General features: G+C 69.5%; 24 protein-coding genes and 2 pseudogenes. 18 read left to right on the top strand and 8 right to left on the bottom strand.

Annotated features, from left to right (window positions below):
* The first annotated feature begins 4 nt into the window (after window positions 1-4).
* Genes CWT12_RS14785 through CWT12_RS12200 form a run of 7 tightly spaced genes read left to right on the top strand, consistent with a single transcriptional unit; the run spans window position 5 to window position 3803 of the window.
* Window positions 5-1048 (top strand): peptidoglycan recognition protein family protein, encoded by a 1044-nt coding sequence (locus tag CWT12_RS14785; protein ID WP_161925022.1) that lies wholly within the window; start codon window positions 5-7, stop codon window positions 1046-1048.
* Between the two features lie 57 nt (window positions 1049-1105).
* Window positions 1106-1342 carry a hypothetical protein gene (locus tag CWT12_RS12225; RefSeq protein ID WP_161925021.1) on the top strand — a complete coding sequence of 79 codons (237 nt, stop codon included), beginning with the start codon at window positions 1106-1108 and terminating at the stop codon, window positions 1340-1342.
* A gap of 6 nt (window positions 1343-1348) precedes the next feature.
* Window positions 1349-1624 carry a hypothetical protein gene (locus CWT12_RS12220; protein WP_161925020.1) on the top strand — a complete coding sequence of 92 codons (276 nt, stop codon included), beginning with the start codon at window positions 1349-1351 and terminating at the stop codon, window positions 1622-1624.
* Window positions 1621-1887 carry a hypothetical protein gene (locus CWT12_RS12215; RefSeq protein WP_161925019.1) on the top strand — a complete coding sequence of 89 codons (267 nt, stop codon included), beginning with the start codon at window positions 1621-1623 and terminating at the stop codon, window positions 1885-1887. The genes CWT12_RS12220 and CWT12_RS12215 overlap by 4 nt, the downstream gene beginning before the upstream one ends.
* Window positions 1871-2155 carry a hypothetical protein gene (locus CWT12_RS12210; RefSeq protein ID WP_161925018.1) on the top strand — a complete coding sequence of 95 codons (285 nt, stop codon included), beginning with the start codon at window positions 1871-1873 and terminating at the stop codon, window positions 2153-2155. Before CWT12_RS12215 ends, CWT12_RS12210 begins: the two co-directional genes overlap by 17 nt.
* A 14-nt stretch (window positions 2156-2169) precedes the next feature.
* Window positions 2170-2355, top strand: coding sequence for a hypothetical protein (locus tag CWT12_RS12205; protein WP_161925017.1), 186 nt, complete (start codon window positions 2170-2172; stop codon window positions 2353-2355).
* A complete protein-coding gene (locus tag CWT12_RS12200) occupies window positions 2352-3803 on the top strand; it encodes a glycerophosphodiester phosphodiesterase (protein ID WP_161925016.1) in 1452 nt (483 codons plus the stop codon). The genes CWT12_RS12205 and CWT12_RS12200 overlap by 4 nt, the downstream gene beginning before the upstream one ends.
* Window positions 3804-3865: 62 nt before the next feature.
* Here the strand turns inward: CWT12_RS12200 and CWT12_RS12195 are convergent, their stop codons facing one another.
* The 6 genes from CWT12_RS12195 to CWT12_RS12175 all read right to left on the bottom strand — a co-directional run bounded on the left by CWT12_RS12195 (window position 3866) and on the right by CWT12_RS12175 (window position 7346).
* Window positions 3866-4264 carry a helix-turn-helix domain-containing protein gene (locus CWT12_RS12195; protein ID WP_161925015.1) on the bottom strand — a complete coding sequence of 133 codons (399 nt, stop codon included), beginning with the start codon at window positions 4262-4264 and terminating at the stop codon, window positions 3866-3868.
* Window positions 4261-4752 carry a hypothetical protein gene (locus CWT12_RS12190; RefSeq protein ID WP_161925014.1) on the bottom strand — a complete coding sequence of 164 codons (492 nt, stop codon included), beginning with the start codon at window positions 4750-4752 and terminating at the stop codon, window positions 4261-4263. Before CWT12_RS12190 ends, CWT12_RS12195 begins: the two co-directional genes overlap by 4 nt.
* Before the next feature lie 31 nt (window positions 4753-4783).
* Window positions 4784-5170: a hypothetical protein gene (locus CWT12_RS12185; RefSeq protein WP_161925013.1), complete on the bottom strand. Its 387-nt coding sequence runs from the start codon at window positions 5168-5170 to the stop codon at window positions 4784-4786.
* 123 nt (window positions 5171-5293) lie between these two features.
* On the bottom strand, window positions 5294-5710 hold the full coding sequence (locus CWT12_RS12180) for a helix-turn-helix domain-containing protein (protein ID WP_161925012.1): 417 nt from the start codon (window positions 5708-5710) through the stop codon (window positions 5294-5296).
* An 87-nt stretch (window positions 5711-5797) separates the two neighbouring features.
* Window positions 5798-6004, bottom strand: a complete 207-nt coding sequence (locus tag CWT12_RS13525) for a hypothetical protein (protein ID WP_202616212.1) — start codon at window positions 6002-6004, stop codon at window positions 5798-5800.
* 91 nt (window positions 6005-6095) lie between these two features.
* Window positions 6096-7346 (bottom strand): tyrosine-type recombinase/integrase, encoded by a 1251-nt coding sequence (locus tag CWT12_RS12175; protein ID WP_161925011.1) that lies wholly within the window; start codon window positions 7344-7346, stop codon window positions 6096-6098.
* A gap of 339 nt (window positions 7347-7685) precedes the next feature.
* On the opposite strand from CWT12_RS12175, the gene CWT12_RS12170 reads away from it, so the two are divergent.
* Window positions 7686-8459: a Rossmann-like domain-containing protein gene (locus CWT12_RS12170; protein ID WP_161925010.1), complete on the top strand. Its 774-nt coding sequence runs from the start codon at window positions 7686-7688 to the stop codon at window positions 8457-8459.
* Window positions 8460-8476: 17 nt separating this feature from the next.
* Here CWT12_RS12170 and CWT12_RS12165 read toward each other — a convergent pair whose 3' ends face one another.
* Window positions 8477-9154 (bottom strand): uracil-DNA glycosylase, encoded by a 678-nt coding sequence (locus CWT12_RS12165; protein WP_161925009.1) that lies wholly within the window; start codon window positions 9152-9154, stop codon window positions 8477-8479.
* An 85-nt stretch (window positions 9155-9239) separates the two neighbouring features.
* Between CWT12_RS12165 and CWT12_RS12160 the strand changes: the two genes are divergently transcribed.
* The 3 genes from CWT12_RS12160 to CWT12_RS13520 all read left to right on the top strand — a co-directional run bounded on the left by CWT12_RS12160 (window position 9240) and on the right by CWT12_RS13520 (window position 12430).
* The gene (locus CWT12_RS12160) at window positions 9240-9842 is read left to right on the top strand and encodes a LytR C-terminal domain-containing protein (RefSeq protein WP_161925008.1); all 603 of its coding nucleotides are present in this window, start codon (window positions 9240-9242) and stop codon (window positions 9840-9842) included.
* 341 nt (window positions 9843-10183) lie between these two features.
* Window positions 10184-11809, top strand: a complete 1626-nt coding sequence (gene groL, locus CWT12_RS12155; RefSeq protein WP_161925007.1) for a chaperonin GroEL — start codon at window positions 10184-10186, stop codon at window positions 11807-11809.
* A gap of 231 nt (window positions 11810-12040) precedes the next feature.
* Window positions 12041-12430, top strand: a complete 390-nt coding sequence (locus tag CWT12_RS13520) for a hypothetical protein (protein WP_202616211.1) — start codon at window positions 12041-12043, stop codon at window positions 12428-12430.
* A gap of 149 nt (window positions 12431-12579) precedes the next feature.
* Here CWT12_RS13520 and CWT12_RS12150 read toward each other — a convergent pair whose 3' ends face one another.
* Window positions 12580-12885: a WXG100 family type VII secretion target gene (locus tag CWT12_RS12150; protein WP_161925006.1), complete on the bottom strand. Its 306-nt coding sequence runs from the start codon at window positions 12883-12885 to the stop codon at window positions 12580-12582.
* Between the two features lie 347 nt (window positions 12886-13232).
* On the opposite strand from CWT12_RS12150, the gene CWT12_RS12145 reads away from it, so the two are divergent.
* The 7 genes and pseudogenes from CWT12_RS12145 to CWT12_RS12115 all read left to right on the top strand — a co-directional run bounded on the left by CWT12_RS12145 (window position 13233) and on the right by CWT12_RS12115 (window position 19649).
* Window positions 13233-13565 (top strand): hypothetical protein, encoded by a 333-nt coding sequence (locus CWT12_RS12145; protein ID WP_161925005.1) that lies wholly within the window; start codon window positions 13233-13235, stop codon window positions 13563-13565.
* A 188-nt stretch (window positions 13566-13753) separates the two neighbouring features.
* Window positions 13754-14524 carry a hypothetical protein gene (locus tag CWT12_RS12140; RefSeq protein WP_161925004.1) on the top strand — a complete coding sequence of 257 codons (771 nt, stop codon included), beginning with the start codon at window positions 13754-13756 and terminating at the stop codon, window positions 14522-14524.
* 134 nt (window positions 14525-14658) lie between these two features.
* Window positions 14659-15981, top strand: a complete 1323-nt coding sequence (locus CWT12_RS12135; protein WP_161925003.1) for a peptidoglycan-binding protein — start codon at window positions 14659-14661, stop codon at window positions 15979-15981.
* A pseudogene (locus tag CWT12_RS12130) lies at window positions 15962-16993 on the top strand (IS1634 family transposase); the annotation flags it as partial. The gene CWT12_RS12135 and the pseudogene CWT12_RS12130, both read left to right, overlap by 20 nt.
* 66 nt (window positions 16994-17059) lie before the next feature.
* Window positions 17060-18406 carry an IS256 family transposase gene (locus tag CWT12_RS12125; protein WP_374939127.1) on the top strand — a complete coding sequence of 449 codons (1347 nt, stop codon included), beginning with the start codon at window positions 17060-17062 and terminating at the stop codon, window positions 18404-18406.
* A 31-nt stretch (window positions 18407-18437) separates the two neighbouring features.
* Window positions 18438-18986, top strand: a pseudogene (locus CWT12_RS12120) (IS1634 family transposase); the annotation flags it as partial.
* A 51-nt stretch (window positions 18987-19037) separates the two neighbouring features.
* Window positions 19038-19649, top strand: coding sequence for a hypothetical protein (locus CWT12_RS12115; RefSeq protein ID WP_161925002.1), 612 nt, complete (start codon window positions 19038-19040; stop codon window positions 19647-19649).
* Window positions 19650-19676 lie beyond the last annotated feature (27 nt).

Here is a 19676-nt window from a genome sequence, read left to right as displayed (position 1 = left end):
TCAAATGGACTGGGTGAATCTGAGGGCGGACGAGAACCGCATCCTGAGCAAGCACTACACGCCGGGGCGTGGCGGGAAGAAGATCAACAAGATCGTCATCCACCACAACGCGGGCAACCTGTCGATAGCAGACTGCTACAACGCCTGGCAGACCCGCCAGGCGTCCGCCCACTACCAGGTGGACGGGGCCGGGCGTATCGGGCAGCTCGTGTGGGACGCAGACACGGCGTGGCACGCAGGCAACCTCGCCGCCAACCAGACCAGCATCGGCATCGAGCACGCCAACTCCGGCGGCGCAGGCGCGGGCTGGCCCATCTCTGACGCCACCATCGAGGCCGGAGCCCACCTGGTGGCCGCACTGTGCCACTACTACGGGCTGGGCCGCCCGGCCTGGCGCGTGAACGTCTTCCCGCACCAGGACTTCTCGGCTACGGCCTGCCCGGGGCAGCTGGCCGGCGCCCGCAACGCCGCTTACATGGCGCGGGCGCAGGCCTGGTACGACGCCATGGCTAAGGGCACGCCGGCACCGTCCGTGGTCTCCACGGCCTCGGCGGCCACCACCGGTACTGCCAGCACCACGGCACCAGCGGCACCGGCGGTGGCGGACCGGGCACTGGACGCCCGCACCGGCACCGACGGCGCCCGCCAGCTCGCCATCACCGGCGTGCTCGGCGCCCCGACCCTGCGCCGCCTACAGGAGGTCATGGGAGTCACCATCACCACCTCCGGCACACCGGCCACAGACGCGTACAAGCGGCTGCAGCGCTTCCTGGACGGGGCCGTGCCCGCCGGGGCGAAGCGGACACTGACCGGCTCTACCACGCTCACCGCCGACGGCGTGATGGGCTGGCGGACCTGGAAGGTCTTCCAGTACTGGGCCGCCCACGCCAACCCCGCCTGGATGCGGCAGGTCGGCGGCCCGCCCGACCTCAACGGCGCGAACTGGAGCAAATGGGTCGACGGCATCGGTGGCCCCATGACCATCAAAATGCTCCAGCACTGCCTCAACTCCAGCTACGCCAACTCCGGCAAGCTCCTCGCCAAATGAACGGAGGCCACCAATGGGGAAGCATGTAGCACTCACCGAGGACAGAACCATCGTCTCGTGGCTGACGCCCGAGCGCAGGAAAGCGATCTACGGGGCGGCCGCTGCGATCCTGGCTGCGCTCGCGGCCGTCGGCGTCATCACGGGCGAGCAGGCGACCGCGTGGGGCAGGTGGCCGAGCAGGCCCTCGCCGTCGCCGCCCTCATCCTCGCTGCCGTGCACACCGGCGGCGTGTATGAGGCGCCCGTCATCGGCCCCGTGGATGACGACTCCGCCGGCGGCGGCGTGGGGGAGTGAGCTGTCATGGCGTGGTCGCCGCTGCTGGTGCCGCGGGTGGTGTGGGGGTCGCTCACGCCGCCGCGGGTGATCTCCCTGCTGGCCGCTGTCACCTACGTGTGCCTGGGCGCCGCAGGGGGTGCGGTACTGCTGCACCCCGGTGGGCCGGTGCCGCTGGACCTCGCCCTGGGCGCCGGGTGCATGATCGTGGGGGCCGTGGCTGCCGCGCCGGCCGCGTGGCGCGGCTGGTGGGGCGTGGAGGCGCCCGCCGCGGGCCTGGTGGTCCTCGGGATGGGGACGTGACCGCCCTGGGCGTGATGCGGGCGCTGCTGGCCGAGCGCTGGCCGTCGTGGCACCTGTGGATAGCCCTGGCGGTGGCGCTGCTGGTGGCCCAGCGGATACTGCGGATCTGGGGGCGCTGGTGGGAGCCTGGCCGGGAGCCTCCCACGCGGCTGCGGCGGGAGGAGACGCGCCTGATGGCCGCCCGGGCGCTCGGCGCGGACATCCTGGCTGCCTACGAGCAGCCGCCCGGGAGTAGGGAGGCCGTCGATGGACGTGAGGATTGACCTGATCGTGTCGGTGGTGGTGGCGGCCCTGGGGTCGCCGCTGCTGCTGTCTGTGGCCAGGGCGGCGCGCCGCTCGTGGATGCAGCGCCGTGATATCGAGACTGAGGTGCAGCGGTGGCGGCGGCAGGCGGCCGCCTGGGAGACCGCCTGCTGGGCGACGCGGTCTATGGCTGTGCAGGCCGGCGTGCCGGTCGAGCGGCTGCCCCGGGGCCCCGGGGAGGGCTCGGCCGTCGCATGGCCCACCACCCACGAGGGCAGCGACTTGTAGAGGAAGAGTGAATCATGGCTGTGACTGTGTACACGAAGGCTGGGGCTGACGCGGCTATCGCCGCTGCCGTGCAGGCGGTGCAGGTGCCCGCGGCCTCGCAGGGCGGCGGTGACGGCGTGCAGGTGCTGGTGCTGCCGGCCGGGGCGTCCGTGCCTGCTGGCACCAAGGCGGGCACGCTCGTGGTGCGGGTGATCGCATGACCGTGGAGGTCGTGGGCACGGCCGCCACCACGTCCGCCGGGGCCGTGCTGACGGTGGAGGGAGCCCAGGCCGGTGACGCCGCCGTCCTCGTGGTCGGCGCCCAGTATGGGCACTCCGGGGACATGACCCCCGCCGGGTGGCAGGGGTCATACGTGGCGAAGATCGGGGACGGGGGCCGGTCGGGCACCATCGCCACCCGCGCGGTCACCTCGCCCGCGGACACGCGCGGCGTGCCCGTCGGGTCCCCGGTCGGCGGCGGCCGCATCTCCGCCGCCCTGGTCGTCCTGCGCGGCCTGCTGTCCACCCCCGCGCCGGTGGCGTGGCAGGAGCCCGCACCGGTGCTCCCCGCGTCCGGCGCGGCCCTGGTGATCACCCAGCAGCACCAGGTCGCCTCCGGGCAGGTGGTCGGGCACGACCCCGCGGGCAGGCAGGTCGTGTCCGCTGACGAGGCCGGGCACACCACTGCCGCGTCCTGGAGCGCAGTCACCCTGGCGATTGTCGACGACTGCCAGGGTGAGGCCCTAGTGCCCACCCTGTCCGGGGATACGGCGCTGAGGGCATGGTGCGTGGTGCCGCTGGCTGCGGACCCGGCCCACCAGCCGCCGCAGCCTGACCCGGAGCCGGACCCGGTGGACCGGTCCCTGGAGGTCGACGGCCGGGCGGTGGAGATCGTGGGATACCAGACCGCGCGTGGCCTGGCGCCCGCCCGGCTCATGCCCCACGGCGCCACTACCGTCACCGGCCTGCTGGGCATGGGGGTGCCGTGGCTGGTCGCCCACCGGGGCGGGTCCGCGTCCTGGCCCGAGCACACCCAGCGCGCCTACACGCAGGCGGTGTGGGCCGGTGCCCACATGCTGGAGTTCTCGGCCGCCCGCACGAGCGATGGTGTGTGGCTGGGCTGCCACGACCGCACCCTGGCGCGGCTGGGCGGCCCGGACACGCCCGTCTCCGAGCTGACCTGGGCGCAGGTGGAGGCGGCCATGAGCGGCCGTGACACCATGCCCGCCCGCCTGGACTGGCTCATCGAGCACTACGGCGACTCCCACGTGATCCTTTTCGACCCCAAGTACGCGATCACGACCTTCCAGAGCGAGTACCTGGCGATGCTCGCCCCCTACAGGGACCGCACGATCCTCAAGTACAGCGGGGACGGCCTCGCCGCCTTCAGCGCGTGGAAGTCGAGGGGTTTCACGACGTGGGCGTACGGCTACCAGTCCTGGCGCACCGGCAACACCGCCGCCTGGAGTAATTTCCTGGCTGACGCCAATAAGGACATCCTCAGCCTGGATGGGCCGTACACGTCGGCCGCCTGGCGGGATGCTCTGGCGGCCGGGAAGCCGCTGACCGCGCACATCCTGACCAGCCGCACCGAGTACGCGGCTGCTGTGGAGGGCGGCGCGGTCGGTGCGATGGTCTCCGGCGTCGGCGACTGGACCCCCGACTTCTGATCTCACAAGCGAGGCCGCCCCACACCCAATTGCGGGTGTGGGGCGGCCCCTTTTTGCTGTGTTTACTGGTCGGGCCTGCCGTCGCGCCACCGGTACACGGTGTTGGTGGCCACTCCTGCCTCGCGGGCGATTTTGGTGACGCCGCGCCCGTCGGCCAGGGCGGCCAGGCAGGTACCGCGCAGCCGGTCCTCGGCGTCGGCTAGTACCGCGCGGGCGCGCAGTACGGCGTCGGCGGCCTGGGCGACGGTGAGGTCCCCGAGCATGTACTGTGCGGCCGCCTCGGCGGCTGCCCGGCGGCCCTCGGTGTCGTCGGCGTCCCAGGCGGCGGCGGTGTCGACGGCGTGCCAGGCGGTGCGCACGGCCTCGACCCGCTGGTCCACGGTGTCGGTGTCGTGGGCGAGGGGGCCGAGCCAGGCGCGGATCGCCTCGGTCTCGGCGGCCGGGTCGTATGGGCGGGTCACTGGTCTGCCTCCTCGCTGGTGGTGGTGATGGTGATGGTGGCGGTGCTGAGGCCCTGGTAGCGGCCCAGGGCGTCGCCGGCCTCCTCCTGCTCGACCTCGGCCAGGTGGGCCCGGATGGCGGCCTCGGCCCGCCGCGCCGTGTCGGCGTCGACCGGCACGTAGTGGGTGCTGACGTCTCCGTACTGGTCGGCGGCGTCGTCCTCGCTCTCGGCCTGGTAGGTATCCAGGTCGACGGCCTCGCCCTCGTCGTCCGGCCACCAGGCCACGCCGTCCCGGTACCAGCGGCACATGACGGCGACTGTGCCGTCGGTGCCCTTCCATAGGCCGACGTGGTAGGTGGCGCCGTCGGCGGCCCGCTCCCCGGGGATGTTCGGGCCGGGGATCTCGGCCTCGTCGGTCCAGACGGGCAGGTCAGCCCAGCCCTGGGCGGCGATCTCCTCGAGCTCCTGTCGGAGGATCCGACGGGCGGTGTCCTGAGTAGTGGTCATGGTGTGGTCTCCTGTCGTGTGGTGGCGGGTGTCAGATGCGGTCCTCGGCGATCTCCAGCAGGTCCCGGTACTCCAGGCCCTGCTCCCAGCGGAGGTCTACGAGGTCGGACACGAGGGCGAAAAAGGCGTCGTCGTCGGTGACCTGCTCGGCGCGGGTCGGGAGGAGGAGGATCTCTCCGGCGTCGGCGTCGCAGGGCTCGTCGTCGGAGACGGGGCCCTCGACCTCGACGATGATGGGGTCGCCGGCCTGGATGGCGTAGCAGGCGATGTAGGCGGCCAGCTCGGCGAGGGTCTCGCAGGCGGAGACGCCGTGGCGCACCATCTCGTCATCGTTGTCCATGGGGAAGGAGTACTGCTGCTCGGGGTCGAGCAGGTCGTTGATGTCGCGGTTCTTGTCCTGCATCCGGTACCCGATCATTTCGGTTCTCCTTCCTGGTTGGCCCCTGTGGCCTCCCGACACCCCTAACTATACCTATGGGATATCCCGTAGGGCAACATGTGGAGGGGTGAACCGGGTCACAATAGCGGCGCGGTGTGCCCGTCAGCGGGAGAGCGCCCGCACCGGGACGGCCCACTCCCGCCCGAGGCGCCGCGCGGGCAGCGTGCCGCGCCCGATCCGGTCGCGGACCGCCTGGGGTGTCACCCCGAGCCGCGCCGCGGCCTCGGTGACACCGACCAGCTCACCGCCCGGGCCCGCCTCCTGGGCGGCGCGCCGGTCCCAGGCGGCGGTAGGCACGACCTCCAGGCCGACCATCCCGCCCAGGTGCTCCCCGATAGCGCGCGCGGTGGTCAGTGCCTGCCCGAGCGTCTCCGCGCTGAGGGTGATGGTGGCGTCCCAGGCGCCCTGCGCGAGGGGGGACGGGGACACGGCGGGGTGGTAGTCGATCAGGGCGCTGATCAGTGCGTCGTCGGCGTCGTCGCCCGCCGAGCGGATGGTGATGGTCGCGTTGTACTCCATGCTGGCTCCTGTCCTGGTGGGGTGGGATGATGTGGGGACCCCGGGGAGGTCGGAGGCACCAGGTCCGCCTCCGACCTCCCCGGCCCGTCAGCGGCGCGGTGGCCACTGGAAGCCGTCGCGCTTGAGCGGGGCGAGCCCGTTCGCGAGGCTCCGGCGGTCCGAGGCCGTGCCGGCGAACGTGGTCAGGAGGCGGCCGTCCCTGCTGACACGGATGTGTCCGCGACGGGTCTCCTCGACGCTGTACCCGGCGGCCCTGAGCGCCTTGACGAGCTTCTTGAGGTCCTTGTCCATCATCTACCACCCCCTTTCGGTATGGCAAGAGCATAGCACTAGACCTTGCGATAACGCAAGGTGTGGGGTAGGGCCCCGCTCACACTCCCAGGGGTCACGCCTCGATCTGGAGCAGCCCCGCCACACCCTCCAGTGCACGCCGCGCACCCTCCAGGTCCGCGTGCTGGTACCCCTGCGTCACCGCAATCGAGGAGTGCCCCATGATCGCCACCTGCACCGGGGCGGGCACCTGTAGCGCCATGAGCAGCGTCGCCGCCGAGTGCCGCGCCTCATGCACCGTGTACGGCCTGCCGTCCGGGCGGGCCACGCCGGCCACCTCCTGGAGGGCGCGCCAGGCGCGCAGGTCGTCCCCGCTCGACCACGGGCCGCCTGCTGGGCGCGGCCACACCAGCCCCCAGGGCGAGGCCGGGCACTGCTCACGCCACGTGGCGAGCGCCCCGGCCATCCACGGCACGAGCGGGATCACGCGCCGCCCCGCCGCGCTCTTGACCGGCACCAGGTAGTAGGTGCCGGCCAGGTGCTCGGCGGCGTACCAGTCGGCATCTGCCGTGCCGGCCTCCCTGGCCCGGCGGGGGATGGCCTGTAGCTGCCGGTCTACGGTGATCGTCCCGGCATCGAGGTCTACGCGGTCCCAGGTGAGGCCGAGGCACTCGCCCTGGCGCATGCCCTGGAGGAGGGCGGCGACCCACCGTGACGGGTCGACGCGCTCGGCGAGGTGGCGTGCCCATAGTCGGCGCCCGGTGACCTCCGGGCCGGGGTCCGGCCACTGGTCGCGTGAGGCTGCGGCGCGCAGGAGCCGGATCGCGCCGTCGACCGGGATCGCCCGCCTGGTGCTGGCGGCCCGCTTGGGTGGCTCGGCGTCGAGGATCGCCTGCGGCACGGGGTGGCCCTCTCGGCGTGCGTCGCGGAGCATGCGGGCGAGGGTGGCCCGGCAGGTGCGCGCCGTCGTCGACGACCGGCCAGCGTCGATGACGGCCTGGTCGAGTCGGCGTGCGTCGCGGGCGGTGAGGTCCGCGAGGCGCCGGTTGCCGAGGGTGGGGATGATCCACCGGCGCACCATCCCCTCGGTGACCGCGTACGCCTTGGGGCGGAGCCGCCCGGCCTGGATCGGTAGCCACTCGTCGGCCCAGCGCTTGACGGTGGCCTGCGATGCGGCTGGTGCGGCTCCCTGGGCGGCGTTGATCTCCCGCTTGAGGTCCCGCAGCCTCCGGGCACACTCGGCCCGGGTTTTGGCGGAGACGGTGCGCCTCCGGCGGGTGCCTCGCTCGGTCCACCCGACGTCTACGGCGCCCACCCACCTGCCGCTCCTGGTCTGGTAGGGGCCTGTGCCGTCCCCGTACGCCATCGTCTGCTCCTCCCTGCTGGGCTCTGATACCCGATGATAGCCATTGTGCTAGCCACCTCTGGCGTACGTGGGCGCATGCCCGCGTACGGCGACCATCTGTTTTTCATTGGAACTCCGCCGTTTTGCGGTGTCCCGCGTGGTCAGGGTAGGGGCGGATCGGCTGTCTTGTAAACAGCAGGTCGTCGGTTCGAGTCCGACACGCGGCTCCATGATTTTCCCGCGCAGTGGGCCGCCTGCTGAGACCCGCCTGCCGAACCGGAACGCGCGGCGATAAGGTGAGCCTTGCCTGAATACGGCTCGGCTTGCGGCCGGGCCCCGTCGACCTTAAGGAGAACCGCGGTGGCCAGCCCCTGGGAAGTCTATGAGGCCCTTATCGATGACCTCCCCGACGGCGTAACCGTCGCGGCATCCCGCCGCGGCCCGCGTTGGACCCGCGTGCTCAACTCCGCCGACGGGCTGGGCTCCGCCTGGTCGCTGAAGGCGGTATCGCGTCCGGCCGCCTCCGCCGACATCCCCGACGTCGGCCGGCCCCTGCGCGACGTCGCCGCCCTGGCCAGGAGCTGGAACCTCGCCGAGGCGAGTGTCGGGCTGGCCGCCATCAACTCCTGGTACTCGCGCCCCGAGGTCGCCGCCTCTCACGGCTTCGTTCCCACCGGTGACGGACTCACCTGGGGGCAGGTATTCGACCCGTATCAAGACGCCGTCGCCGGCCTGAAAGTGGCGGTCATCGGTCACTTCCCCTTCGCCCGCCGCGTGCTGTGGCGGGCGGGCGAACTGTGGACGCTGGAACGCGATCCCCGGCCCGGCGACTACCCGGACACCGCCTGCGAGTACCTGCTGCCACAGGCCGACTACGTGTTCATCTCCTCCTCAAGCCTGGTCAACAAGACCATGCCGCGGCTGGTCGACCTGGCGGTTGGCGGCGGGGCACATACGGTGCTCGTGGGCCCCTCCACCCCCATGCATCCGCTGTTCCTGGACCTAGGGGTCGCCACCGTCACGGGATTCGTGCCGGCGGCTGAGGTCCGCTCCGCCGCCGACCTGGAGGAGCTGGCCGCGTCCGGTGAGATCGGGCCCGGTGTGCGCATGCACCTGCACGCCGTCGGGGAGTGACCGGCGGCCCGCGGGGCTCAGGGCAGGCGCCAGTCGACCGGCGTCGCCCCCATGCGTTCCAGCTCTGCGTTGGCCCTGGAGAAGGGGTGGGAGCCGAAGAAGCCGCGAGAGGCACTCAGCGGTGAGGGGTGCGGAGAGGCGATGATCGGCGTCGCCCCCAGCATGGGGGACAGGGACTGGGCCGGGCGTCCCCACAGGATCGCCACCAGCGGCCGCTGCCGCGCCACCAGCGCCTCAATCGCGCGCTGCGTAACCGTCTCCCAGCCCCAGCCCCGGTGCGACGCCGGCGCGCCCGGCCGCACGGTGAGCACCCGGTTGAGCAGCATCACCCCCTGAAGCGACCACGGGGTCAGGTCGCCGGAGGTGGGGCGCGCGACGCCCAGGTCACTGACCAGCTCGGTGTAGATGTTCTCCAGGCTGCGGGGCGGGCGCACGCCCGGCTGCACCGAGAAGCTCAGCCCCATCGGGTGGCCCGGCGTGGGGTAGGGGTCCTGGCCGACGATCAGCACCTTGACATCGTCAAGCGGGTAGGTGAAGGCGCGCAGCACGTCAGTTCCCGCGGGCAGGTAGCCGCGGCCGGCCGCGACTTCCTCGCGCAGCCGGGCGCCGATCTCGTGGATCGTCGGCTCCACGGGGGCCAGGGCCTGGGCCCAGGAGGGGTGGATGAGCTCGGACAGTGGCTTCGGTTCGGTCACACCCAGAGCCTAATCGGCGGGCCCGGGCTCGGGGTGTCGGCGCGCATCTGCCGCTTTAGCGGCGTCCTGCCGGTATCCTCACCGTGTGAGCCGCTACGACTACCCCGACGACGAGTTCGACGCCGACGACGACGGTCCGGTGCCCGTCGGGGTGCATCGCGCCCAAGTTCCCGCCTGGCGCAGCTGGATCCCGCTGCTGGCCATCCTCATCATTGTGCCGCTGCTGGCCTGGGGCGTGGTCGGTCTGCTGGGCAGGCACGCGACCGGGGGAGGGGCGTCCACGGCCGCGGCCTCGGGCGGCGCTGCGACGGCGCAGGCGTCTGCCGACGGGCAGCGGGGCGCCCCGGAGGCCAGCGCCGAGGCCAGTTCGGAGGCGAGCGCCGAGGCCACTGGCAGCACCGATTTCACCACGGGGATAACGGTGCACAACGGCACCGACACCACTGGGCTGGCCACCCGCACCGGTGACAAGCTGGGCAATGTCGGCTTCACCTCTGTGACGGTGTCCCAGGGTGTCTACACCATGGAAGAGCCGACTGTTACGACCATTTACTATGCCTCCGCCGAGTTGGCGGCCACTGCCCAAGCGGTCGCCGACGCGCTCGGGTCGGGTGAAGTGGTGGAGTCCGCCGAGGAAGCCCAGTCCAACCCGATCGTGGTCGTGCTGCGCAGCGACTACCAGGAGTGACCCTCCCCGCCGCGACCGGCAAAACTGACCCGCCGAGTTCGGTAGATATGGCTGCTGAGACCGGCACAAGTGACACGCCGAGACCGGCACTTGTGACGTACGGAGAGCTCTTTCACACCCCGTTTCGGGCCGACGGCGAACCTGAGCGCCTTGCACTCAAGGGTCGAGAGTGCCAGCATTGCGGTTAGCACTCGGACCCGGAGAGTGACAAAGCCGCTCCCCGGATCCGGTGAACGACCCAGGCCGGAAGGTGAGGGTCGGCGTCGGGCGGGACGTGAACGTCCGGCGCCGTCCCGTCCGTCGCGGGCACCCGTCGGCCACCACCCAATACAGGAGCAGCAATGCCCAAGATCATCGCCTTCGACGAGGAGGCCCGCCGCGGAATGGAGCGGGGCCTGAACACCCTCGCCGACACCGTCAAGGTCACCCTCGGCCCCAAGGGCCGCAACGTCGTCCTCGACAAGAAGTGGGGCGCCCCGACCATCACCAACGACGGCGTGACCATCGCCAAGGAGATCGAGCTCGAGGACCCCTACGAGAAGATCGGCGCCGAGCTGGTCAAGGAGGTCGCCAAGAAGACCGACGACGTCGCCGGTGACGGCACCACCACCGCCACCGTCCTGGCCCAGGCGCTCGTGCGCGAGGGCCTGCGCAACGTGGCCGCCGGCGCCAACCCCATCGCCGTGCGCCGCGGCATCGACAAGGCCGTAGCCGCCGTCGTCGAGCGCCTGCTGGCCGACTCCAAGGAGGTCGAGACCCAGGACGAGATCGCGGCGACCGCCTCGATCTCCGCCGCCGACGAGCAGATCGGCGCCATGATCGCCGAGGCCCTGGAGAAGGTCGGCCACGACGGCGTCATCACCGTGGAGGAGTCCAACACCTTCGGCCTTGAGCTCGAGGTCACCGAGGGTATGCGCTTCGACAAGGGGTACATCTCCCCCTACTTCGTCACCGACGCCGACCGTCAGGAGGCCGTCCTGGAGGACGCCTACGTCCTGCTGGTCGAGTCCAAGATCTCCAACGTCAAGGACCTGCTGCCCCTGCTGGAGAAGGTCATGCAGTCCGGCAAGCCGCTGGCGATCGTCGCCGAGGACGTCGAGGCCGAGGCCCTGGCCACCCTGGTGGTCAACCGCATCCGCGGCACCTTCAAGTCCGTGGCCGTCAAGGCCCCCGGCTTCGGCGACCGCCGCAAGGCGATGCTGCAGGACATGGCCATCCTCACCGGCGGCACCGTCATCTCCGAGACCGTGGGTCTGAAGCTGGAGAACGCCACCCTGGAGGACCTGGGCCAGGCCCGCAAGGTGGTCGTCACCAAGGACGAGACCACGATCGTCGACGGCGCCGGGGACAAGGACGCCATTGACGCCCGCGTCGCTCAGATCCGCAACGAGATCGAGAACTCCGACTCCGAGTACGACCGCGAGAAGCTGTCCGAGCGCCTGGCCAAGCTGGCCGGTGGTGTGGCCGTCCTGAAGTCCGGTGCCGCCACCGAGGTGGAGCTCAAGGAGCGCAAGCACCGCATCGAGGACGCCGTGCGCAACGCCAAGGCCGCCGTCGAGGAGGGCATCGTCGCCGGTGGTGGCGTCTCGCTGCTGCAGGCCGCCACTGCCCTGGACGCCCTGGAGCTGTCCGACGACGAGGCCACCGGCGCCGCGATCGTGCGCGTCGCCCTGGAGGCCCCGCTCAAGCAGATCGCCGTTAACGCCGGCCTTGAGGGCGGCGTCGTGGCCGAGCGCGTGCGCAACCTGCCTACCGGCGAGGGCCTGAACGCCGCGACCGGCGAGTACACCAACCTGCTGGCCGCCGGCATCGCCGACCCGGTCAAGGTCACCCGCTCCGCGCTGCAGAACGCGGCGTCCATCGCGGGCCTGTTCCTGACCACCGAGGCCGTCGTCGCCGACAAGCCGGAGCCCCCGGCCCCGGCCGCCGCTGCGGGCGCCGGTGACGAGATGGGTGGCATGTACTGATCGGTCACCCGGTCGGTTCGGCCGACGCAGTTCGCCGGTAGGCGCGCCCCGCGCGGCCGCCGGCGGGCTATCGGCCCCATCACGACGACAGGCGGGCCGTCTCTTGCAAGCGCAGGAGGCGGCCCGCCTGTCGTTTGCGCGAAGCCGTGCCACTCAGGCGTTCAGTGACGGGTCGATGGCGGCTCCCAGCTCACCCTTGCCGACGACATCGACGCGGTATTGGATGGGCGTATGAGTCGGACGGATGCCAATGCCCTCGCTGGCCGAGTACTCGCGGAGGTTCCGCCTTTCCTGCTGGTTGGGTCCGGAGGACTGCTGCGGGTTTACGGTGGTTCCTTGTGGGCGGTGGGCCTGCTGGTCGGAGGCGGAGTACTGTGGCAGGTGCTGGCGCTCGCTCGCATAGGTGGCGCGGGTGACGCCGATGGGGTCCGGATCAACAACCTGGGGCGCCTGGCGGTGATCGGGCTGCTGATCCTGCTCGGCAACTGGGGCGCCTTCACCGGTGGACTTGCGTTGTTGGCTTTGTTCCTGGGGGTGTGCGTGGCCCTGCGATGCGGGCGCTACCCCGACGGTCCGCAGCCCGTGCGCCGCCGCGAGTTCAATCCCCTGCGTGGTGTGTAGGCCCGCGTCGCCCGGACACGTCCGGCCGTACCTGCTGACGTGCCTCCGCGAAGCCGCTAGACAGGACCCCGGTCCCATCACGACGACGGCGGCGGGCCGCCCTCCCGCTTGCGGGGGAGGGGGCCACCCGCCGTCGTCGGGCGCGCCGCTCAGGCGGGCGGGGTCTGGTAGGTGAAGCGACCGGAGTTGGCAGTCTCGGCGTCGTCGTAGGAGGTGGCGGACTGGTCCAGGGCCTGGCTGATCGAATCCAGGCTCGCCTGCACCTGCAGGGCGGTGACGTGCCAGTCGGCGGCGCACGCGGCCATGGAGTCGGAGGCGCCGCCCGTCCAGGAGGACTGGAGCAGCGCGATGTCGCCCTTCATCCCGTCCACCTCGGTCTGGATGGTGGAGATGCGGGTGCGGGCGCGTGTGGCCGTGTCGGTGACTGCCTGGGTGTCAACGGCGAAGACGGGCATGACGGAAACCTTTCGGTGAGACGGTCCGGAGTCCCTGTGGCTCGGACATGTGGGCGGTGCCGCGGCCGCGGCGCCTGAAATCACCGTAGGGATTGAGTCGAGACGTCCGCATCCACCGCCGTCGAGCCCTGTGGATTCACCCTGCAGGAACCGTGCCTGTGGATACTGGTGGAGTGAGGGTCCTCACCGAGCTACTGCTTACGCGGGCACCTGAGATGAGTCTCGTCGGTGACTTGACGCGCATATTGATGCTTGTGCATACTGATCCTCAGCGGCAAACTCCCGCAGACAGAATGACGGTGGTCTTGTTGCTGCTTGATGCCCCTGAGAAAGATAAGAGCATAACGATGCCCTTGTCCCGTACCTCGCGATCCGTCCTGAAGCGTCTGGTCGTCTCCCTAGTACTCGTCGTCACCCTGGTGGCAACTCCGGCCTCGGCCTGGGCGGTACGAGGTGACTACACCGCCAATGGGGTCAACATCCGTAACCGCACCGGATATAACTCAGTCGTTGTCGGTTCCGGCTACAAGGGGCAGGGGGCGAATGTCTACTGCTATGACTGGAACTTTCATGAAAACAACGGCGACTGGTATTATCACCGGAACCTTAGGACGGGAGTCAAGGGTTACTCCCTGCACCGGTACATGCGCACTAATGCAGAGCCTAGGCACGGTTGCTGACCGTCGTCCGCAGGAGTCTCCAGCGTGACGCGCACTCGATTTCTCACGGTGGCCACCAGGGTGCTGCTCGGCGCCCTGGTGGCCACGGGCCTGGTACTCCCGGCTGGCTGCGGGCAGGAAGCCTCGGACGAGGGCTGTCCGCACAGGACGTCTACGGGAGGTCCGGGCCCGGGAGTGAACCCACCGCAGTGGCGACAACGGGCGCAACAACCGCCGATTCCCGCTCCCCCTTCGACGACTACTTCCTCGACGCCGAACAGCTGCGCACCGTCGAGCAGGCGCGCATCCAATTGACGACGCAGTGCATGGCGGGGAAGGGCTTCGAGTACTCCGAGGACATCAACGAGACCATGAGCGGCGTTAGCGACTCCACCGCAGGATTGGACGGCGCCACATGGGGGCCGATAGATCTGGATCAGGCTCGGCGCAACGGCTACCATGCGGAGCCCGAAGAAGACAGCGGGGCCCCAGGCGCAGCGACTTCCTCCGCCGAGCAGCAGCCGGGCTACATCGACGCACTCGTCAACGACGAGAACACCGGTTGCGACGATCTGGCATATGCCGAACTTGGCTACGACGACGAGTGGTACTCGCAGATCGCCACTTACGATACTGCGCGGGCCACGGCCAACGAGTCCGCCGTGGCGGATCCCGAAGCGGTCCAGCTCTTTGCGGACTGGTCCGCGTGCATGTCCCGAAAGGGCTATGACGCCGACGATCCCCGGTCGCTCGCCAGCAAATACCTGGATGGCTCACAGGGGACCCCGAGCGCAGAAGAACGGGAGACGGCGGTTGCCGACGCCGAATGCAAGGCGGATACCTCCTTCGCCACGACACTGACCGGTGTGATCAACCGTTATGAGACGCAGGCCGTCACTGACAACCAGGCGACGATGGACACGATCAAACGGCTGTCCTCCCAGATATACGAACGTGCCCAAGAGGTCCTGGGCTCGTGACCGCGACCGAGGCATCCGGACATCGCGGGACCGAAGAGGCTGAAGACACCGACGGTGCCGTATCTGCTCGTGATGGAAAGCACCGCTCGTGGCCGCGGCGGCACTGGCTCGTTGTCCTCGTTGTTGTCGCCCTCGTGAGCGGTACAGCGGGAATAGCCACCGGCCTCCTGCTCAAGTCCCCGGCTGACCTTGCCGCCAGCGCCGAGGCCCCGACCCCGTCGCTCATTACGGCCGACGTCGACGAGCGGGTGCTGGTGGACTCCTTCGAGATTGACACTGAGCTTGTTTCCGAGCAGACCATTAGCGTCGGCCCCAACGGGCAGGCGCAGCAGGGCGGCGACAGCGATAAGGAAAGTGATGATGATGCGGGAGCCGGGGCAACGAGTGGAAGCGGCTCCACGACGGCAGTCGTCACCAAGGTCCCGGTGAGTGTTGGAGACACGGTGTCGGCAGGGGCGGTCGTTCTCGAGCTCTCCGGTCGGCCGATCATTGCGCTCAAGGGGGACATCCCGTCGTATCGGGACTTGGCGCCCGGCGCGAGCGGGCCCGACGTGACCCAGCTTCAGCAGGCGCTCGTCGCCCAGGGGCTGCTTTCGGACTCCGCGGTCGATGGAACCTACGGTTCTGCCACCAGCGCCGCCGTGTCGCAGTTGTACAGCTATCTGGGGTACACGGCGGCGTCGACGGACGGCGGCAGCGGGGAGGACGCCAAGGCCCTGCGGAATGCGCGAGCGGCCGTTAGGCAGGCGCAGGATGCCGTTACCGCGGCGGAGCAGGAGGAAGGCCCCACCAGCGCAGACTCGACGTCATTGACCACGGCGCGGGCAGAACTCGCCGATGCGCAGGCCGACCTGGCCGATACCGAGGCTCGCATCGGCGTCGTCCTGCCGCGCTCCGAAGTTGTGTTCGTTCCCGAAGGCAGCGCGACCGTCCTGTCCGTATCGGGGCAGGTTGGACGGGAGGCCCAGCAGGCGGTTGTCTCCCTCGGATCGGGAGACCTGGTGCTGCGCGGCAAAACCGTGGCAGGTCAGGCGGCCGAACTGCGCGTCGGTGCGACGGCGAATGTCGATGCGCTCGGTGACGGTGCGGCCTGCAGCGTCACCGCGCTGGACGCCGCCGACTCCGGACGCACGCAGGTGACGGTCGGCTGCGACACGGACCTGGACCCCGCCGCCCTAGCCGGGACGGTAACCGCCCGTCTTATCCGTGAGAGCACCGGCACAAGCGTCCTGTGCGTTCCGATCGGGGCGGTTTCTGAACGCGCGGACGGGACGACGACGGTCATAACCCTCACCGGCACGGATACGCTGACCCGTGTAGACCTGACTCGTGCCACTTTTGGTGACATGACGTCGGGATCGTGGTTTTTCGTTGGTGTGGTGCGGTTGGGTTGGTGGTTGTGGGGCACTAATCCGGTGGGCGGTAGAGTGATGGTGTGTGAGCCCGTATGTTCGTAAGGTGCGTACCGCGTCGGGTGCTACGGCGGTGCAGATCGTGGCTAAGGAGCATGGGGTGCGCCGGATTGTGGAGCACCTGGGCTCAGCGCACGACGAGGCGGAGCTGGCGGCCCTGGTTCAGGCGGGGCGGGAGAAGATCCGGGGCGGGCAGGGCGTTTTGGACCTGGCCGGCCTGACACCTCAGGCCGCCGGCCAGGCCGCGCCGGCGGTAGTCGTCGGGCAGCGCTCGGCTGTGCTGTGGGATGTCCTGTGTGGCGCCTACGAGGCCCTGGGGCTGGGTGAGGCCACTGGCGGGGATGAGGGTTTCAGGCAGATGGTGCTGGCCCGGCTGATCGAGCCCACCAGTAAGGAGCAGGTACCCCGGGTGATCTCCGAGCTGGGTGTGCAGCCGGCCTCCAGGAGGACACTGTTCCGCTCGCTGGCGCGCTGCGCGGGCCGCCAGTGGCGGGAACGGATTGCGGACGCCTGCCTGCGGCACGTCACCGGCCGCGGGGACCTGAGTCTGTGTTTGTATGACGTGACGACCCTGTACTTCGAGGCGGAGAAGGAGGACGACCTACGGCGGGTGGGCTATTCCAAGGAACGCAGGGTGGACCCGCAGGTCATTGTGGGGCTGCTGGTGGACCGGACGGGCTTCCCCCTACGTGTCGGCTGCTGGGAGGGCAACAAGGCCGAAACCAGCACGATCGTGCCGATGATCGAGGAGTTCCGGGAGGCGTCGGGGATTGATCACCTGGTCGTGGTGGCGGACGCCGGCATGCTCTCGGCCGGCAACCTTCAAGCCCTCCACCAGGCCGGCTTGGGGTTCATTGTGGGGTCCCGCATGACCAAGGCGCCGGCGGACCTGGAGGCGCACTTCGCCTGGCACGGGGACGCCTTGGCCGACGGGCAGATCATCGACACCATCACCCCACGTAAAGGTTCCATCAGCAGGGAACGCGACAGCGGCCTGCGTGATGAGCCCGTGTGGGACCCTGCCACCCATCCGGGCTCGTGGCGCGCGATCTGGGCCTAGAGGGTGTCAGATTGTTTGTGTAAGGGGTGGTGGGCTGGTCTGTAAGGAGATGAGACTGTGAGTGTGAATGTGAATGAGGAGCGGGCTGCGGCTGGTGAGCGGCAGCGTAAGGTCGCTGAGGAGTTGAAGGCCTCGGGCGCGTTGGATGAGATCTTCGCGCAGATCGATGCCGGTACCCCGTTGACTGGAGAGGATGGCCTGCTGACCGGCGTGCTCAAGGCGGCCTTGGAGCGGGGTCTTGAGGCCGAGCTGACCAGCCACTTGGGCTATGAGAAGGGCGCTGCGGACGCCGCGGCGCATCCCAACTCCCGAAACGGCACCAGCCGTAAGACGATCAGCACCGAGGTCGGGGATGTCGACCTGGACGTGCCGCGGGACAGAGCCGGCACCTTCGCGCCGATGCTGGTACCCAAGGGACAACGCCGCCTGGACGGCCTGGACGGGATGATCATCAGCCTGTACGCCGGCGGAATGACGGTGCGGGACATCCAGCACCATCTGGCCTCGACCATCGGCACCGAGCTGAGCCACGAGACGATCAGCAAGATCACCGACCAGATCGGCGAGGAGGTCCTGGCCTGGCAGCACCGGCCGCTGGAGTCTCTCTACCCGGTGATCTACCTGGACGCGATCGTGGTCAAGATCCGTGACGGAGCCCATGTTTCCAACCGGGCCGCCCACATCGCCGTTGGCGTGGACATGGACGGAATCAAGCACGTGCTGGGGATCTGGGTACAGGCCCATGAGGGGGCGAAGTTCTGGGCCGGGGTGTGCGCCGAGCTGGCCAACCGCGGCGTCCAGGACGTGCTGATCGTGTGCTGCGACGGGCTGACCGGGTTCCCCGAGGCGATCGAGGCGACCTGGCCGCAGGCCACCGTCCAGACCTGCGTGGTGCACCTGATCCGGGCCGCCACACGGTTCGTGTCCTACAAGGACCGCAAGGCCGTGTGCACCGCCCTGCGGCCGATATACCAGGCCGCCAACGAGGAGGCCGCCCTGGAGGCCCTGGCGGCCTTCGAGACCAGCGAACTCGGCCAGCGTTACCCGGCGGCGGTCAAGACCTTCACCGACGCCTGGGAGCGGTTCACGCCGTTCCTGGCGTTCCCGCCGATGCTGCGCCGGGTCATCTACACAACCAACTCCATCGAGTCGCTGAACTACCAGCTGCGCAAGGTGTCGAAGAACCGGGGACAGTTCCCCTCCGACGCCGCCGCGGTGAAGCTGCTGTGGCTGGCGATCTGCAACATCGAGGACAAGCGCGCCAGACAGCGCGAGAAGGAGAAGAACCTACCCGCCAGCAAACGCAAAGCCAAGGGCCGGCTCGTGGAAGGAGCGGTAACCACCAACTGGAAACAAGCCCTCCAACAGCTGGCCCTGGCCTACCCGGAACGAATCAACCCCCACCTGTGACCCAGCCCACTTACACAAACATATTGACAGGCTCTGGGCCTACAGCGCGCGCCGGTTCGCCAGGGACAACAAGACCCTCACCGCCCAGGAGAACCGGGCTCGGGCGGTGGTTGCCGGGGATCGGCGTCCCAAGGCCACCCGGTTCGTCACCACCCGCAAGGGCGACCAGGTCCTCGACGAGAAGGCTCTTGCCCGCGCCAAGAGACTGGCCGGGCTGAAAGGCTACGTGAGCAACATCCCCGCCGGCATCATGCCCGCCAGTGAGGTGATCGCCTCATATCACGAGCTGTGGCACGTGGAGCAATCATTCCGCATGTCCAAGCATGACCTGAAGGCCAGACCCGTCTTCCACCACACCCACGACGCCATCCAGGCCCACCTCACCATCGTCATGGCATCCCTCGCGATAGCCCGCCATCTACAAGCCGCCACCGGAATCAGCATCAAACGACTTATCCGCGAACTCAAACCACTCCAAGAAGTCACCATCACCATCAACGGCCACCACATCACCGCCCAGCCCCAGACCACCCAGACCGCACAGCAAATCCTCAACAACCTAAACACCGCAGGGCACTAAAGTGGCACGAGTCAGGAGGAGGAAGGCCCCACCAGCGCAGACTCGACGTCATTGACCACGGCGCGGGCAGAACTCGCCGATGCGCAGGCCGACCTGGCCGATACCGAGGCTCGCATCGGCGTCGTCCTGCCGCGCTCCGAAGTTGTGTTCGTTCCCGAAGGCAGCGCGACCGTCCTGTCCGTATCGGGGCAGGTTGGACGGGAGGCCCAGCAGGCGGTTGTCTCCCTCGGATCGGGAGACCTGGTGCTGCGCGGCAAAACCGTGGCAGGTCAGGCGGCCGAACTGCGCGTCGGTGCGACGGCGAATGTCGATGCGCTCGGTGACGGTGCGGCCTGCAGCGTCACCGCGCTGGACGCCGCCGACTCCGGACGCACGCAGGTGACGGTCGGCTGCGACACGGACCTGGACCCCGCCGCCCTAGCCGGGACGGTAACCGCCCGTCTTATCCGTGAGAGCACCGGCACAAGCGTCCTGTGCGTTCCGATCGGGGCGGTTTCTGAACGCGCGGACGGGACGACGACGGTCATAACCCTCACCGGCACGGATACGCTGACCCGTGTAGAGGTCACCGTTGGCCTTGAGGCCGACGGCTACGTCGAAATCCGGCCGAACGACCCTGACGCGATCACCCGGGATAGCGTTGTCATCGTGGGAGGACAGTGATGACGCCGTGAGGGCCGGCGCTTCACC

The organism is Actinomyces sp. 432 (assembly GCF_009930875.1).
Classification (GTDB): domain Bacteria; phylum Actinomycetota; class Actinomycetes; order Actinomycetales; family Actinomycetaceae; genus Actinomyces.
This window is presented reverse-complemented; position numbering and strand designations above follow the sequence as displayed.